The 15372-nt window shown below is 37.9% G+C and carries 12 protein-coding genes, 2 tRNA genes and 2 rRNA genes (1 of these 16 running past the window's edge); 6 read left to right on the forward strand and 10 right to left on the reverse strand.

Annotated features, from left to right (window positions below; genetic code table 11):
• The 4 genes from FORMA_RS02765 to FORMA_RS02780 all read right to left on the reverse strand — a co-directional run.
• A 23S ribosomal RNA gene (locus FORMA_RS02765) occupies positions 1-341 on the reverse strand (it extends 2481 nt beyond the left edge of the window).
• A gap of 185 nt (positions 342-526) precedes the next feature.
• A tRNA-Ala gene (locus FORMA_RS02770) sits at positions 527-600 on the reverse strand.
• A 90-nt stretch (positions 601-690) separates the two neighbouring features.
• Positions 691-764, reverse strand: a tRNA-Ile gene (locus tag FORMA_RS02775).
• Positions 765-858: 94 nt separating this feature from the next.
• Positions 859-2383, reverse strand: a 16S ribosomal RNA gene (locus FORMA_RS02780).
• Together the 16S and 23S rRNA genes with 2 tRNA genes alongside form the textbook arrangement of a ribosomal RNA operon.
• 429 nt (positions 2384-2812) lie before the next feature.
• Between FORMA_RS02780 and thrS the strand changes: the two genes are divergently transcribed.
• The 4 genes from thrS (at position 2813) to rplT (ending at position 6007) form a co-directional block, all read left to right on the forward strand.
• Complete coding sequence (gene thrS, locus FORMA_RS02785; protein WP_069674220.1) at positions 2813-4753, forward strand: threonine--tRNA ligase; 1941 nt, start codon at positions 2813-2815, stop codon at positions 4751-4753.
• Positions 4754-4807: 54 nt separating this feature from the next.
• Positions 4808-5329: a translation initiation factor IF-3 gene (gene infC / locus FORMA_RS02790; RefSeq protein WP_083236543.1), complete on the forward strand. Its 522-nt coding sequence runs from the start codon at positions 4808-4810 to the stop codon at positions 5327-5329.
• Positions 5330-5364: 35 nt separating this feature from the next.
• On the forward strand, positions 5365-5562 hold the full coding sequence (gene rpmI, locus FORMA_RS02795) for a 50S ribosomal protein L35 (protein ID WP_069674221.1): 198 nt from the start codon (positions 5365-5367) through the stop codon (positions 5560-5562).
• A 100-nt stretch (positions 5563-5662) separates the two neighbouring features.
• Positions 5663-6007 (forward strand): 50S ribosomal protein L20, encoded by a 345-nt coding sequence (rplT, locus tag FORMA_RS02800; protein ID WP_069674222.1) that lies wholly within the window; start codon positions 5663-5665, stop codon positions 6005-6007.
• Positions 6008-6200: 193 nt separating this feature from the next.
• On the opposite strand, the gene FORMA_RS02805 is transcribed toward rplT, so the two are convergent.
• From FORMA_RS02805 to tgt, 6 genes are all read right to left on the reverse strand, one after another.
• On the reverse strand, positions 6201-7463 hold the full coding sequence (locus FORMA_RS02805; protein WP_197500775.1) for an asparagine synthetase B: 1263 nt from the start codon (positions 7461-7463) through the stop codon (positions 6201-6203).
• 20 nt (positions 7464-7483) lie between these two features.
• A complete protein-coding gene (gene dnaB, locus FORMA_RS02810) occupies positions 7484-9022 on the reverse strand; it encodes a replicative DNA helicase (protein ID WP_069674224.1) in 1539 nt (512 codons plus the stop codon).
• 147 nt (positions 9023-9169) lie between these two features.
• Entirely contained in the window at positions 9170-10123 is a 954-nt protein-coding gene (locus tag FORMA_RS02815; protein ID WP_069674225.1) for an acetyl-CoA carboxylase carboxyltransferase subunit alpha, read from the reverse strand.
• A gap of 60 nt (positions 10124-10183) precedes the next feature.
• Positions 10184-11074 carry a DMT family transporter gene (locus FORMA_RS02820; protein WP_069674226.1) on the reverse strand — a complete coding sequence of 297 codons (891 nt, stop codon included), beginning with the start codon at positions 11072-11074 and terminating at the stop codon, positions 10184-10186.
• Positions 11061-12134, reverse strand: a complete 1074-nt coding sequence (locus tag FORMA_RS02825; RefSeq protein ID WP_069674227.1) for an LptF/LptG family permease — start codon at positions 12132-12134, stop codon at positions 11061-11063. Before FORMA_RS02825 ends, FORMA_RS02820 begins: the two co-directional genes overlap by 14 nt.
• 3 nt (positions 12135-12137) lie before the next feature.
• On the reverse strand, positions 12138-13268 hold the full coding sequence (tgt, locus tag FORMA_RS02830; protein WP_069674228.1) for a tRNA guanosine(34) transglycosylase Tgt: 1131 nt from the start codon (positions 13266-13268) through the stop codon (positions 12138-12140).
• A gap of 244 nt (positions 13269-13512) precedes the next feature.
• On the opposite strand from tgt, the gene FORMA_RS02835 reads away from it, so the two are divergent.
• Entirely contained in the window at positions 13513-14355 is an 843-nt protein-coding gene (locus FORMA_RS02835) for a transketolase (RefSeq protein WP_069674229.1), read from the forward strand.
• Positions 14356-14373: 18 nt separating this feature from the next.
• Complete coding sequence (locus tag FORMA_RS02840; RefSeq protein ID WP_069674230.1) at positions 14374-15327, forward strand: transketolase family protein; 954 nt, start codon at positions 14374-14376, stop codon at positions 15325-15327.
• Positions 15328-15372: the final 45 nt, after the last annotated feature.

The following is a 15372-nucleotide window of genomic DNA, read 5'->3' on the forward strand; positions in this document are numbered from 1 at the left end:
TTGGTCTGTCTTTCCAAACAGTTCTAATTCATGATTCATACAATGACGCAGTCCTACAACCCCAGTATTGCCGTAACAACACTGGTTTGGGCTATTCCGCGTTCGCTCGCCACTACTTACGGAATCACTTTTGTTTTCTTCTCCTCCAGGTACTTAGATGTTTCAGTTCCCTGGGTTTGCCTCCTTGCGGATACTATGTCTTCAACATAGTGGGTTGCCCCATTCGGATATTTGCGGATCAATTTGTATGTGCCAATCCCCGCAACTTTTCGCAGCTTATCACGTCCTTCATCGCCTCTGAGAGCCTAGGCATTCCCCATACGCTCTTATTTAGCTTATTGTACTTTTTGTCTTTTTAATGAGTTACTATTAAGCACCACAATAAAATCCTTAAAAGCTAATAAATTAACCCCTAAATATAATATCATGATACCTTATTATTGCTCGTTACAATAATTATTACTTTTATTAAATATTTCTATCTAATTTCATGTATCTTTTTTCAATATGTCAATGAACGTTTTTGTGGAGAATATCGGAGTCGAACCGATGACCTCCTGCGTGCAAGGCAGGCGCTCTAGCCAGCTGAGCTAATTCCCCATATACTAGTAGTTAGTACATAGTAGTTAGTAGTTAGTGACTCTTAACTACATCCTCAACTTCTAGAATTTCCAATTCAAAAAAAATTAGTAGTCTCAGGCAGACTCGAACTGCCGACCTCTACATTATCAGTGTAGCGCTCTAACCAGCTGAGCTATGAGACTCTACTTTTTTACTTGGTATCTTTTTTAATTAACAGCTGTGAGAATAAACGCACTCTTTTCCTTACTTAATTTACCTCTAGTCGTCTTTCTCTAGAAAGGAGGTGTTCCAGCCGCACCTTCCGGTACGGCTACCTTGTTACGACTTAGCCCTAGTTATCGATTTTACCCTAGGCCGCTCCTTGCGGTAACGGACTTCAGGCACTCCCAACTTCCATGGCTTGACGGGCGGTGTGTACAAGGCCCGGGAACGTATTCACCGGATCATGGCTGATATCCGATTACTAGCGATTCCAGCTTCACGGAGTCGAGTTGCAGACTCCGATCCGAACTGTGATCGGCTTTGAAGATTCGCTCCTACTCGCGTAGTGGCTGCTCTCTGTACCGACCATTGTAGCACGTGTGTAGCCCAGGACGTAAGGGCCGTGATGATTTGACGTCATCCCCACCTTCCTCACGGTTTGCACCGGCAGTCTTGTTAGAGTTCCCGACATGACTCGCTGGCAACTAACAACAGGGGTTGCGCTCGTTATAGGACTTAACCTGACACCTCACGGCACGAGCTGACGACAACCATGCAGCACCTTGTAAGTGGTCCGAAGAAATAGCTATCTCTAACTAATGCAACTTACATTTAAGCCCTGGTAAGGTTCCTCGCGTATCATCGAATTAAACCACATGCTCCACCGCTTGTGCGGGCCCCCGTCAATTCCTTTGAGTTTCATTCTTGCGAACGTACTCCCCAGGTGGGTTACTTATCACTTTCGCTTAGCCACTCAGACACAAGGTCCAAACAGCTAGTAACCATCGTTTACGGCGTGGACTACCAGGGTATCTAATCCTGTTCGCTACCCACGCTTTCGTCCATCAGTGTCAGTTGATTATTAGTAATCTGCCTTCGCAATTGGTATTCTATGTAATATCTATGCATTTCACCGCTACACTACATATTCTAACTACTTCATAATAACTCAAGATAACCAGTATCAAAGGCAATTTTACAGTTGAGCTGCAAGATTTCACCTCTGACTTAATTATCCACCTACGGACCCTTTAAACCCAATGATTCCGGATAACGCTTGGATCCTCCGTATTACCGCGGCTGCTGGCACGGAGTTAGCCGATCCTTATTCTTATAGTACCGTCAGCTACTTACACGTAAGTAGGTTTCTTCCTATATAAAAGCAGTTTACAACCCATAGGGCAGTCTTCCTGCACGCGGCATGGCTGGATCAGAGTTGCCTCCATTGTCCAATATTCCTCACTGCTGCCTCCCGTAGGAGTCTGGTCCGTGTCTCAGTACCAGTGTGGGGGATCCCCCTCTCAGGGCCCCTATCTATCGTAGCCTTGGTGAGCCGTTACCTCACCAACAAACTAATAGAACGCATACTCATCTTATACCGTAACCTTTACTCCTAAAATGATGCCACTCTAAGAGACTATGGGGGATTAATCTTCATTTCTAAAGGCTATACCCCAGTATAAGGCAGATTGTATACGCGTTACGCACCCGTGCGCCGGTCGTCAGCGGAAAAGCAAGCTTCTCCCTGTTACCCCTCGACTTGCATGTGTTAGGCCTGCCGCTAGCGTTCATCCTGAGCCAGGATCAAACTCTTCATCGTTATTTGTTAAGCTATATCTCAAGCTTGTTCTATATAACAACTAAAGGAAATTTAATTTTTCAGTACTCAAAATGGTCTATTCTCTGTCGAGATCAATCGTTTCCAATCAATCCCTACGCTGTCAATCAATATGTTTAATGAACGTGTCTTAAAATCAAAACTTTGCGCACTCAGACGCAAAGCGGGTGCAAATATAAAACCCTTTTTCCGTACACACAATAGTTTTTAAATTAATTTTGAAAAAAAATTAAAGGAAGTTTTTGTGAAATTACTCTGTTAGAACACAAAGTGTCTATAATATACTAAAAATGAGAACTTTAGAATACTTAATGATTTCAAAACTAGAAATAATTTACCGCTAAGTTATGATGTAAGTTATTGTTTAAGAAGAGATATAAACTTATATTTGCCCTCCATATTAATGATTTTATGATACACATTACTTTACCCGATGGAAGTATTCGCTCTTATGAAGAGCAATTAACGGTTATGGATGTTGCCAAGGACATCAGTGAAGGTTTTGCTAGAAATGTTATTTCAGCTAGCTTTAATAATCATGTAGTAGAAACATCAACGATTTTAAATACTGATGGGAAACTTGTTCTGTATACATGGAGAGATAGTGAAGGTAAAAAAGCATTTTGGCATTCTAGCTCACATGTTTTAGCACAAGCTTTAGAAGAATTATATCCTGGTGTAAAGTTATCGATTGGACCAGCTATTGAAAACGGGTTTTACTACGACGTCGATTTGGGTGATGATTCAATTTCTGATAAAGACTTTAAGAGAATCGAGGATAAAATGCTTGAAATTGCTCGAGATAAACACGATTTCACAATGAAATCAGTATCTAAAATGGAGGCTTTAAAAAAGTATAAAGACGAAGGAAACCAGTACAAAGTAGAACTCATCGAAAACCTTACGGATGGAGAAATCACTTTTTGTGATCATTCAACATTCTCGGATTTGTGCCGCGGAGGACATATACCAAACACAGGAATTATCAAAGCGGTTAAGATATTAAGCGTTGCTGGTGCGTATTGGCGAGGAGATGAAAACAACAAACAATTAACTAGAGTCTATGGAACTTCCTTCCCTAAACAAAAAGAACTTAAAGAATATTTAGCCTTGTTGGAAGAAGCTAAAAAGCGTGATCACCGAAAGCTCGGTAAGCAATTGGAGTTATTCACTTTTTCAAAAAAAGTCGGCCAGGGTCTTCCCTTGTGGCTGCCTAATGGTGCGGCGCTGCGTTCACGCTTAGAGGATTTTTTGAAAAAAGCACAAATAAAAGCTGGTTACGAGATGGTTGTTACTCCACACATTGGTCAAAAAGAATTGTATATTACCTCGGGCCATTATGAAAAATATGGCGAAGATAGTTTCCAAGCGATAAATACACCCAAAGAGGATGAAGAGTTTTTATTAAAACCAATGAATTGCCCACATCATTGTGAAATTTACAATGCAAAACCATACAGCTACAGGGAATTACCAAAACGCTATGCTGAATTTGGTACAGTTTACAGGTATGAACAAAGTGGAGAATTACATGGGTTAACACGAGTCAGGGGCTTTACTCAAGATGACGCGCATATTTTTTGCAGACCAAATCAATTAGATCAGGAGTTTAAAAATGTTATTGATCTTGTACTCTACGTTTTCAGATCACTAGGTTTTGAAAATTTTACAGCTCAAGTTTCAGTTCGAGATTCAAACACGCCAGAAAAGTACATAGGCACTATTGAGAACTGGGAAAAAGCGGAGCAAGCCATCATCAATGCTGCAGAATCTAAAGGCTTAGATTTTGTTGTGGAATCTGGAGAAGCTGCCTTTTATGGGCCAAAATTAGATTTTATGGTTAAAGATGCCTTGGGAAGAAGTTGGCAACTGGGAACCATACAAGTAGATTATAATCTACCGGAGCGTTTTGATTTGACCTACAAAGGATCAGACAATGAACTGCACAGACCGATTATGATCCACCGCGCTCCCTTTGGAAGTTTGGAACGATTTGTGGCAATTTTGCTTGAACATACAGGTGGAAATTTCCCACTTTGGCTAATGCCAGAACAAGCTGTAATACTCACCATCAGTGAAAAATATGAGAAATACGCCGAAAAAGTTTTAAATTTGTTAGAAAATAACGAAATTCGCGGCCTCATTGACAATAGAAATGAAACCATGGGTAAGAAAATTCGGGATGCCGAAATGAAAAAAATACCCTTCATGATCATTGTTGGCGAGCAAGAAGAACAAACCGAAACACTCTCTGTCCGCCAGCACGGTGGTGAAAATTTAGGAGCAATTAAAATTGATGAATTTTCAACAATCATAGAGCAAGAGATTAAAAAGACATTAAAAGAATTTTAAGTTTAACTAAAAAATAAAGTCATAGCAATACGTAGACGAAGAAGCAGAGGCCCAATGCGGGTCATAAGAGAAGACAAGCACCGCATCAACAGAAAAATAACTTCTGAAGAATTGCGCTTGGTTGGCGACAATGTTGAAATTGGAGTGTATAAACTCTCCGCAGCACTAGCTCTTGCCAATGAACAAGGATTGGATCTTGTAGAAATATCTCCGAAAGCTGTACCGCCAGTATGTAAAGTAATGGACTATAAAAAGTTTCTTTACGAACAAAAGAAACGCGAAAAAGTATTAAAATCCAAAGCCGCAAAAGTAGTGGTTAAGGAAATCCGTTTTGGACCAAACACTGATGACCATGATTACAACTTCAAGAAAAAACACGCTGAAAAGTTTTTGAAAGAAGGTGCTAAATTGAAAGCTTTTGTGTTTTTTAAGGGACGTTCTATTATTTTTAAAGAACAGGGTCAAATTTTGTTGTTGCGTCTAGCGCAGGACTTAGAAGATCTTGGTAAAGTAGAACAAATGCCAAAACTTGAGGGAAAACGTATGATTATGTTTATCGCCCCAATTAAAAAGTAAAAATAAAAGCGAATAACTAAATAAAAAAGCAGAACATGCCAAAAATGAAAACAAAATCTAGTGCCAAGAAACGCTTTAAGCTTACTGGCTCTGGAAAAATCAAAAGAAAGCATGCGTTTAAAAGTCACATTTTAACAAAGAAGTCCAAAAAACGCAAGCTAGCCCTGACTCACAGTACTTTAGTACACGAGAGTGATGAGGCAAACATCAAACAACAATTACGTTTAAAGTAATCGTAATTTAGGTAACATTAATTTTTAACCATGGAGTTTGGCCAAATTTAGAAAGATCCTGAAATATAACTAGGACGCCAACTACAAAAACAGAAACATTATGCCAAGATCAGTAAATTCAGTGGCCAAAAGAGCCCGCAGAAAAAAAGTCCTAAAACAAGCCAAAGGCTATTTTGGACGACGTAAAAACGTATGGACTGTTGCAAAAAATGCAGTGGATAAAGCCATGCTTTATGCGTATAGAGACCGTAGAAACAAGAAAAGAACTTTTCGTGCCCTTTGGATCATGCGTATTAACGCCGGTGCAAGACTACACGGAATGTCTTATTCTCAATTTATGGGAAAACTTAAAGCTAACAATATCGACCTCAACCGCAAGGTTCTAGCCGATTTAGCTATGAATGACCCTAAGGCTTTTGAAGCCATAGTACAGAAGATAAAATAGGCTACTGCCTGATTAATAACAAATTATTCGCTAAAAAAAACCTGCTTTATGAAAGCAGGTTTTTTTTTGATTTAATTATAACAGCAAATCACTAAAAATTTTTTGTTTTCAAGGACGAGTGGGCATACCAACGGCTGTATTATCGGAATATAATTCAATTGAACATACGTTAGCGAATTAATATCATTTGAAATTAAGTTTTTTGCTTTTTCTTTTTTGCAGCTGGAAAGAGTACATTATTTAGAATGAGTCGGTATCCAGGAGAAGTCGGGTGTAGTTCCAGCTCTGTTTTTGGATCCCCTACTCTATGGGTATAGTCTTCAGGGTCGTGACCTCCATAAAAAGTAAAAAAACCTTTTCCTTTTATTCCGTGAATATAGCGGGCTTCATTATTGAGTTTATTTTCGCCCAAAACCAAAATATCGGACTTAATTTGACTGCGATTGTAGGCTGTTGTTTGCCCCATGAACCCCTTAACAAGTGCTGTATGATTTTGATTAAGCATAGTTGGAACAGGGTCCCATTTAGCAGAGTATTCCATAAGTGAAAAGTAATCCGATTCTTTTGGAATTTGGCGCAGAGCTGTTTGATCAATAGAGGAAAACTCATAGACATTAGGATCACGTTCAATAACAAATTCTTTAAAGGCAAAAGTCGAATTGAAATCGAGCTGTAATTGGTAGTTAGGGGTAGTTCCATCCCCATCAAACATTGGTTCACAAATGTCGAGCTGTTGAGCCGCTAAAGCAATATCAAAACTATCCGTAGCACTACACATGGCAAACATAAACCCTCCACCCAATACATATGCTTTTATCTTTTGAGCTACAGCTAATTTAGCCTCAGATACTTTTTTAAACCCTAGATCATTCGCGAGAGCTTGGGCATTTTTCTGCTGTTCAATATACCAAGCAGCATTACGGTATGCTCTATAGAACTTACCGTATTGTCCAGTAAAATCTTCGTGATGTAAGTGTAACCAATCATACACAAGAAGAGCATCATTAAGCACTTCAGTATCGTAAATAACATCATAAGGAATTTCCGCATAAGTAAGTACTAAAGTCACTGCATCATCCCACGGCTGTTTCCCACTTGGAGAGTATACAGCGATTTTTGGTGCTTTCTCCAATAGTACAGCATCCATATTTTTACTTGGACTTCCAATGTCTTCTAAGATTTCTGCTGTTCGCGAGTCACTGATAAGTTCATAAGAAACGCCTCGAATAAGACACTCATTCTGAATCCGTTTTGAATCAGATACCAAAAATGCACCTCCACGGTAATTCAGCAACCATTTTACTTTTTGATTTTGCTCAAGCAGCCAGTATGTAATACCATAGGCTTTAAGATGGTTTTTCTGTGTTTTGGCATCCATCGGAATGAGGATGTAACTAGCAAATGAATTTGTGAAAAAACAAAGAAAAAAAACCAACAAAAGAGATCTACGCTGCATGGACAATTCCGTATTTAGAATTAGTATGGCGTATCGTCATCCGGGGGGCCAAATGCATCATTCGGATCCATTTGAATCGAGTTGTCTTCAGCAAAGGTATCGTCATTAGCAGCGGCATTCATTTTGGAATGGAACTCAGCATCAAAAGGAGAATCAAAATTATCTAAATTATCAAATTTACCAAGATGACCGATAAATTTTAACCTAATGTTATCGAGTCCTCCATTTCGGTGTTTCGCTATGATGAACTCCGCTTGACCTTCACAAGGCGTGTGTTCTTCGTCATCCCATTCTTCAATTTTATAATATTCTGGCCTGTAAATGAAGGATACAATATCGGCATCTTGCTCTATCGCACCAGATTCTCTCAAATCAGAGAGCAAAGGACGCTTACTTCCACCTCTTGTCTCAACAGCTCTAGAAAGCTGAGAAAGGGCTATAACAGGAACACTAAGTTCCTTAGCCAAAGCTTTTAGATTACGAGAAATCATAGAAATCTCTTGTTCTCGATTACCAGTTTTTTGGCTACCTCCCGCCGTCATTAGTTGGAGATAATCAACAATAATAAGTTTGATTCCATTTTGTGAGGCCAAACGTCTGGCTTTTGCACGTAAATCAAAAATAGATAATGATGGGGTATCGTCTATGTAAAGAGGTGCTTTCTCAAGAGATTTTACTTTTACATTGAGTTGTTCCCATTCGTGTTTTTCAAGTTTTCCAGTTCTCAATTTCTCTGAACTTAGCCCTGTTTCAGATGAAATCAAACGCGTGATCAACTGAACAGAAGACATCTCCAAAGAAAAGAATGCTACAGGAATATTTTGATTTACGGCAATATTACGTGCCATAGAAAGCGTAAGTGCTGTTTTACCCATACCAGGTCGAGCAGCCACAATTATAAGATCACTTTCTTGCCATCCAGACGTGAGTTTGTCTACTTTGTCAAATCCAGATGGTATACCGCTTAAACCCTCTTTATTGGATATTTCTTCAATTTTTCGTTTGGCTTGAAACACCAAATCTTGAGCCGTTTCAGTTGATTTTTTTATGTTGCCTTGCGTGACATCATACAGTTTTGACTCTGCTTTATCAAGCAGGTCAAAAACATCTTTGGTTTCGTCAAATGAATCTTCAATTATTTCATTAGAAATCTTAATTAGACTGCGCTGAATAAATTTTTGTAATATTATACGAGCATGAAACTCAATATGAGCAGAAGATGAAACCTTTTGAGTGAGTCCAATTAAGTAAAAATCACCACCAACAATGTCTAATTTTTGGTTCTTTCGAAGTTGAGAGGAAACCGTTAAAAGGTCAATGGGTTGGCTACTCTCAAAAAGCAAAAGTATTGCTTCAAAAATATGTTGGTGTGCTTGTTTGTAAAAAGATTCAATACTGAGAATGTCGATAACTTCATCCACTCCTTTTTTATCGATCATCATAGCGCCCAAGACAACTTCTTCAAGGTCAATGGCTTGTGGCGGTATTTTACCTTGCTCTAAACTGATAATTTTTGATCGATCAGTAGCAAAGTTTTTATAAGACTCTGGTTGTTTCATGCTTACGAATGTACATAAAAATTAGCAGTGGAGTTCGAATTTTAATCAACGAATACTCAACAAAAAAATTGTTAACAAGTCATAACTATTGTTAATAGCCAATAAAAACGAACTTTCCAAAAAATTTAATAGGGCAATAGTAGTTTATTAGTCTTTGTAAACCCCCATTTGCGCATATTTATCCATGCGTTGTTCTACTAGTTCATTTTGTGAAAGTACTTTGAGTTCATCGAAAGATTTCAAAATAGCATTTTCAATTGCTAAATATGTCTTTTGGGGATCTTTATGGGCTCCTCCTAGTGGTTCTTTGACAATTTGATCAACTAATTTCATTCGCTTCATGTCTTTGGCAGTTAATTTCAAAGCTTCTGCTGCTTGTTCTTTATATTCCCAACTTCTCCAAAGAATAGAAGAACATGACTCAGGAGAAATTACAGAGTACCATGTGTTTTCTAGCATAAGAACCTTATCTCCTACTCCAATACCTAAAGCACCACCACTAGCACCTTCGCCAATGATGGCAACAATGATGGGCACCTTTAGACGAGTCATTTCCAAAATATTTCGAGCAATAGCCTCGCCTTGACCACGCTCTTCAGCTTCAAGCCCAGGGTATGCCCCTGGCGTATCAATTAGCGAAACAACTGGAATACCAAATTTCTCGGCTGATTTCATCAATCGAAGGGCTTTTCTGTAGCCTTCCGGATTGGCCATACCAAAGTTTCGGTATTGACGCGTTTTGGTATTGAATCCTTTTTGTTGTCCAATAAACATAAAACTTTGATCTCCAATTTTACCAAGACCGCCTATCATCGCTTTGTCATCCTTAAAATTACGATCGCCGTGCAGTTCTAAAAAAGTCCCTTTTGTTAATGCATTAATATAGTCCAGTGTGTAGGGTCTATTCGGATGACGAGACAATTGGACACGCTGCCAAGGACTTAAATTCTTATAAATTTCTTTCTTGGCAAGCTCAAGTTTAGTTTGGATTTGCTGACATGTTTCAGTAACATCAACGTCGCTTTCTTTGCCGATAATTTCGCATTTCTGAAGTTGATCTTCCAGTTCCTTTATTGGTAATTCAAATTCTAAATATTCCATAAGAAATTGCTTTTGGTTAGCAAGACAACAAATATATGAACTTTATACTTTAGTCCTCAATTAAGATTTAATTTTGTTGCTTTTTTGTTTAAAAATAGCGTTTAAAACAACAGTACTAATGATCAACGATGCACCTAAGTAAAAAGAAGTACTCATGGTCTCAGACTCTGGAAATAGAAATAGCGCAAGTAGAATTCCATAAATTGGTTCCAAATTATAGGTTAACACTAAGGTGTAAGGTGTGAGGTATTTCATAACGTGGACAGAAGCAATAAAGGCATAAGCCGTACAAATTGAAGCCAAAATAAATATGAACCCCAAATCTGAGAGCGAAAGATTAAAAAATTCTCTATCGAATCCATCTGACGTGAAAAATAAGCAAATAGAAATAAACACAACTCCGCTAATAAATTCATAAAAAGAAATGGTACTGGCATTGTGTTCTGCAACAAATTTTCCATTAAGAACAGCAAATAGCGTAGAGAATAAAGCAGATGATATCCCTAAAAGTATACCTAACAGGAACTTCAACTCGGTTTGCATAATAAGAAAAATTCCAAGCGTTACAATTAAACCAAAAAAGAGTTCATACTTAATGATTTTCCTTTTGTAAAAGATAGGTTCAATGAGTGAAGCAAAAAAAGCACCAGTAGAAAACATAGCTAAGGCTATGGATATATTGGAGGCTTTTATGGATGCAAAAAAAGTAATCCAATGTAAAGCAATAATAATACCTGCTAAAGAAAATTGAACTAGGGCTTTTATTGATACTTTGAGGCTTATCTTTTTTATTTTGATGAAAAAAAACATCAGTAGACCTGCAATAACCATCCGATACCAAACAAGTGGTGTAGCATCAAGTGAAATTAATTCACCTAAAATTGCCGTAAATCCAGCAATAAAGACCAAAAAATGCAGGTGGATTTGATTCTTAAATTTATCGCTTAGCATTGAACAAAAGATAGATTGCTAGTATACCAAAAATAATATTTGGGAACCAAACAGCTACCAGAGGAGAAAAGTCTGACTGTTCAGCCATCACGCTGAAAACTTTATCAAAGAATACATAGGTCATAGCAATTACAATTCCAAAAGCCAAATTAACCCCCATACCACCTCTGCGCTTTATAGAAGATACAGCAACTGCAATAATAGTCAAAATAAAAACTGAAACAGGTAAACTCAATTTTTTGTATTGAACTACCCTGTACCTATTTATATTGGATGAACCCCGAGCTTCTTCTCGATCAATAAAATCGGACAACTCACTAGCAGTTAATGTTTCTGCTACATACATTGGCGGAGTTAGATCTTGAAGATCAAACCCCAAAAGAGTGTCTAAACGACGTTTAAATACTAATGAATCATCATCAATTCCTATTCGGCGTAAATTGTAGTTGGACAAACGGTATGTACTATCCTCTTCAATATAACGAATAGCATTGGCATGAATTTTATACTCTAATCTATTTCCGTCAAAATGTTCAAGAGTGAAATTGTTTCCACGCATCGATTTTGTGTCAAAATTACTTACATAGATATATTCATTTTCATTGATTTGTTGATAAATGTATTGTGTTTCTACAACCTTCTTATTCTTTAAGTACTTGTAAGTGAACTCATTAAACCCTTTACTGGCAACTGGAGCCCAATATAACCCCAAAAGAAGAGCCAAAACAGCAATAATGGTTGCTCCAATGAAATAAGGTCTAAGAAATCTTGAAAAAGAAATACCAGAACTCAAAAAGGCAACTATTTCAGTATTGTTGGCTAATTTTGAGGTAAACCAAATTACCGATAAAAATAAAAATAAAGGAAAAAGTAGGTTTGCAAAATATATAGTAAAATCAACATAATAGGCAACTACTTCTTCAAAGGGGACTTTATTTTCAAGTATTCGATCAATTTTTTCTGCCAAATTAACAGTTATTCCTATAGGGATAAACAGCAACAACATTAAGAAAAATGTAAGCAAGTATCGCTTCAGGATGTACCAATCGAAAATCTTCATAAACTACAAACGCTTATCCATTTGGGCTACCATTTTGGTTTTCCAAGTATCAAAATCTCCAGCTAAAATACGCTTTCTAGCCTCACGAACCAACCACAAATAAAATCCTAGATTATGAATTGTGGCAATTTGTTTGCCTAGCAATTCATTTACACTAAAGAGGTGTTTTAAATATGCTTTAGAATATTCAGTATCAACCCATGTGATGCCCATTTCATCAATCGGAGAAAAATCGTCAGCCCATTTCCTGTTTTTGATATTTATGGTACCGTGTGCAGTAAATAACATCCCATTGCGGGCATTCCTAGTCGGCATAACACAATCAAACATATCAATACCCAAAGCAATATTTTCTAGGATGTTTATTGGTGTACCCACTCCCATAAGGTAACGGGGCTTGTCTTCTGGTAAAACAGCGCAAACAACATCTGTCATGGCGTACATTTCTTCAGCTGGCTCACCAACCGATAATCCGCCAATGGCATTACCAACAGCATCTGCATTAGCAATATACTCTGCAGATTGTTTTCGTAGATCTTTATAAGTGCTTCCTTGAACAATCGGAAAGAACGCTTGACTGTATCCATATTTAAAAGGCAGATTATCAAGATGGTTTATACAACGGTCTAACCATCTGTGGGTCATGTGCATTGATCGTTTGGCATAGTTATAGTCGCATGGATAAGGAGTACATTCGTCAAAAGCCATAATTATATCAGCACCGATACTGCGCTGAATTTCCATAACATTTTCTGGAGTAAAGACATGGTAACTACCATCAATATGACTTCTAAATTTTACACCTTCCTCTTTAATCTTTCTGTTTGCAGACAACGAATAAACCTGATAACCTCCTGAATCAGTAAGAATGTTACGATCCCAATTCATAAACTTATGTAAACCGCCTGCTTTTTCTAAAATCTCAATTTGAGGCCTCAAGTATAGGTGGTATGTATTACCCAAAATAACATCTGGATTAATGTCGTTTTTTAGCTCTCTTTGGTGCACTCCTTTTACTGTGCCTACCGTGCCAACTGGCATAAAAATTGGGGTTTCAATAACCCCGTGATCCGTTGTAAGTGTAGCAGCTCTTGCCTTTGTGTTTTTATCCTTTTTTAATAAATCAAATTTCAAGTTTCAAAAATTGAATGGATTATTATTTATTTATTCAGAGTAAGTAATTCATCAATAAATAGGCTTTTGGCCCGTAAAACCAATAGACTTTTAAAGCTCAAATATACAAATATATGGCGAAGCCAAAACAGGAAATTAGATGTTTAATAAGTTGTTAGTTATTTGTCACAAATAATAAGGAAAAGTGCATTGCCAAATAAAAATTAAATTTAAATTTGGTCTAACTAATTTTAAGAAACCAAATATGTCAATCACACAGCTAAATGAGCTTACAACACAAGTCCGGCGCGACATTTTACGGATGGTCCATAAAGTCAATTCTGGCCACCCTGGAGGCTCTCTAGGATGTGCAGAATTTCTTGTTGCTCTATACAAGGAAATCATGGATAGAAAAGAAGGCTTTCACATGGACGGTCATGATGAAGATTTATTCTTTCTATCAAACGGACATATTTCTCCGGTAATTTACAGTGTACTTGCACGCAGTGGTTATTTTCCAATTGAAGAATTAAATACATTCAGACTTCTAGATTCAAGACTTCAAGGCCACCCTACAACACACGAGGGATTGCCTGGGATACGAATTGCATCGGGTTCACTGGGGCAAGGAATGTCTGTAGCAATTGGAGCTGCACAGGCCAAAAAACTAAACAATGATCCTCATTTAGTTTACACTCTTCATGGTGACGGAGAGCTTCAAGAAGGTCAAAATTGGGAAGCGATCATGTACGCCTCAGCGAAAAAAATTGATAACATTATTGCAACTGTTGACTTGAATGGAAAACAAATTGATGGAGCAACTGACGATGTTTTAAATATGGGGAGTTTAAAGGCTAAATTTGAAGCTTTTGATTGGACTGTTGTGGAAATTAAAGATGGAAATAATTTAGAAGCTATATTGAAAGGAATGGCTAATGCAAAATCGGAAACTGGTAAAGGCAAACCCGTATGTGTGCTTTTAGAAACTATGATGGGGAATGGTGTAGACTTTATGATGCACACCCACGCATGGCACGGAAAAGCTCCAAACGACGAACAACTGGCTTCTGCCCTTGAGCAAAATCCCGAAACACTAGGCGATTATTAATATTCAAAACCAACAACAATGAAAACATACTCATACACAGAAAAAAAAGATACAAGAAGTGGTTTTGGAGCTGGTCTAGCCGAGCTTGGTAGAACTAACCCAAATGTGGTTGCACTTTGTGCAGACCTGATAGGATCGCTCAAAATGGATGCTTTTAAAAATGAAAACCCTGACCGCTTTTTCCAAGTTGGAATAGCAGAAGCAAATATGATAGGTATTGCTGCAGGACTCACAATTGGAGGCAAAATTCCATTTACAGGAACATTTGCAAATTTTTCGACAGGTCGCGTTTACGATCAAATACGTCAATCAATCGCGTACTCTGGTAAAAATGTTAAAATTTGTGCTTCACACGCAGGCTTAACTTTAGGAGAAGATGGTGCAACACACCAAATTCTAGAAGATATAGGATTAATGAAAATGCTTCCAGGAATGGTGGTCATAAATCCATGTGATTACAACCAAACTAAGGCAGCAACTATAGCAATAGCCGAATACAATGGTCCAGTGTACCTAAGGTTTGGTCGCCCCTCTGTGCCAATTTTTACAGCTGAAGATCAAGTTTTTGAAATAGGAAAAGCCGTGCATTTACAAGAAGGTACAGATGTGACTATAGTCGCCACTGGACATCTTGTTTGGGAAGCACTTGAAGCTGCCAAAGAATTAAATGAAAAAGGGATTTCTGCTGATGTTCTCAACTACCACACCATCAAACCACTAGATGAGAAAGCACTTTTAGCATCTGTAGCTAAAACGGGATGCATTGTGACTGCCGAAGAACACAATCACTTGGGCGGGTTAGGTGAAAGTATTGCGCGTGTACTTGCACTCAACGCACCTACTCCTCAAGAATTTGTAGCTACCAACGACACCTTTGGTGAATCGGGAACACCTGCACAATTGATGAAAAAGTATGGTTTAGATTCATCTACAATTGTAGAAAAAGCAAAAAAAGTAATGGCAAGAAAGTAAAAAAATAGTGGCACAAAAAAACCCGCTGTTGCGGGTTTTTTTGTG

Source organism: Formosa sp. Hel3_A1_48 (assembly GCF_001735715.1).
Classification (GTDB): Bacteria; Bacteroidota; Bacteroidia; order Flavobacteriales; family Flavobacteriaceae; genus UBA3537.

Bases quoted from the DNA above. Each gene is read 5' to 3' on its own strand.
- rplT (WP_069674222.1), top strand. From the start codon at position 5,663: ATGCCAAGATCAGTAAATTCAGTGGCCAAAAGAGCCCGCAGAAAAAAA.
- FORMA_RS02825 (WP_069674227.1), bottom strand. From the start codon at position 12,134: ATGAAGATTTTCGATTGGTACATCCTGAAGCGATACTTGCTTACATTT.
- infC (WP_083236543.1), top strand. From the start codon at position 4,808: ATGCGGGTCATAAGAGAAGACAAGCACCGCATCAACAGAAAAATAACT.
- FORMA_RS02840 (WP_069674230.1), top strand. From the start codon at position 14,374: ATGAAAACATACTCATACACAGAAAAAAAAGATACAAGAAGTGGTTTT.
- FORMA_RS02835 (WP_069674229.1), top strand. From the start codon at position 13,513: ATGTCAATCACACAGCTAAATGAGCTTACAACACAAGTCCGGCGCGAC.
- FORMA_RS02820 (WP_069674226.1), bottom strand. From the start codon at position 11,074: ATGCTAAGCGATAAATTTAAGAATCAAATCCACCTGCATTTTTTGGTC.
- rpmI (WP_069674221.1), top strand. From the start codon at position 5,365: ATGCCAAAAATGAAAACAAAATCTAGTGCCAAGAAACGCTTTAAGCTT.
- FORMA_RS02805 (WP_197500775.1), bottom strand. From the start codon at position 7,463: ATGCAGCGTAGATCTCTTTTGTTGGTTTTTTTTCTTTGTTTTTTCACA.
- FORMA_RS02815 (WP_069674225.1), bottom strand. From the start codon at position 10,123: ATGGAATATTTAGAATTTGAATTACCAATAAAGGAACTGGAAGATCAA.
- dnaB (WP_069674224.1), bottom strand. From the start codon at position 9,022: ATGAAACAACCAGAGTCTTATAAAAACTTTGCTACTGATCGATCAAAA.
- thrS (WP_069674220.1), top strand. From the start codon at position 2,813: ATGATACACATTACTTTACCCGATGGAAGTATTCGCTCTTATGAAGAG.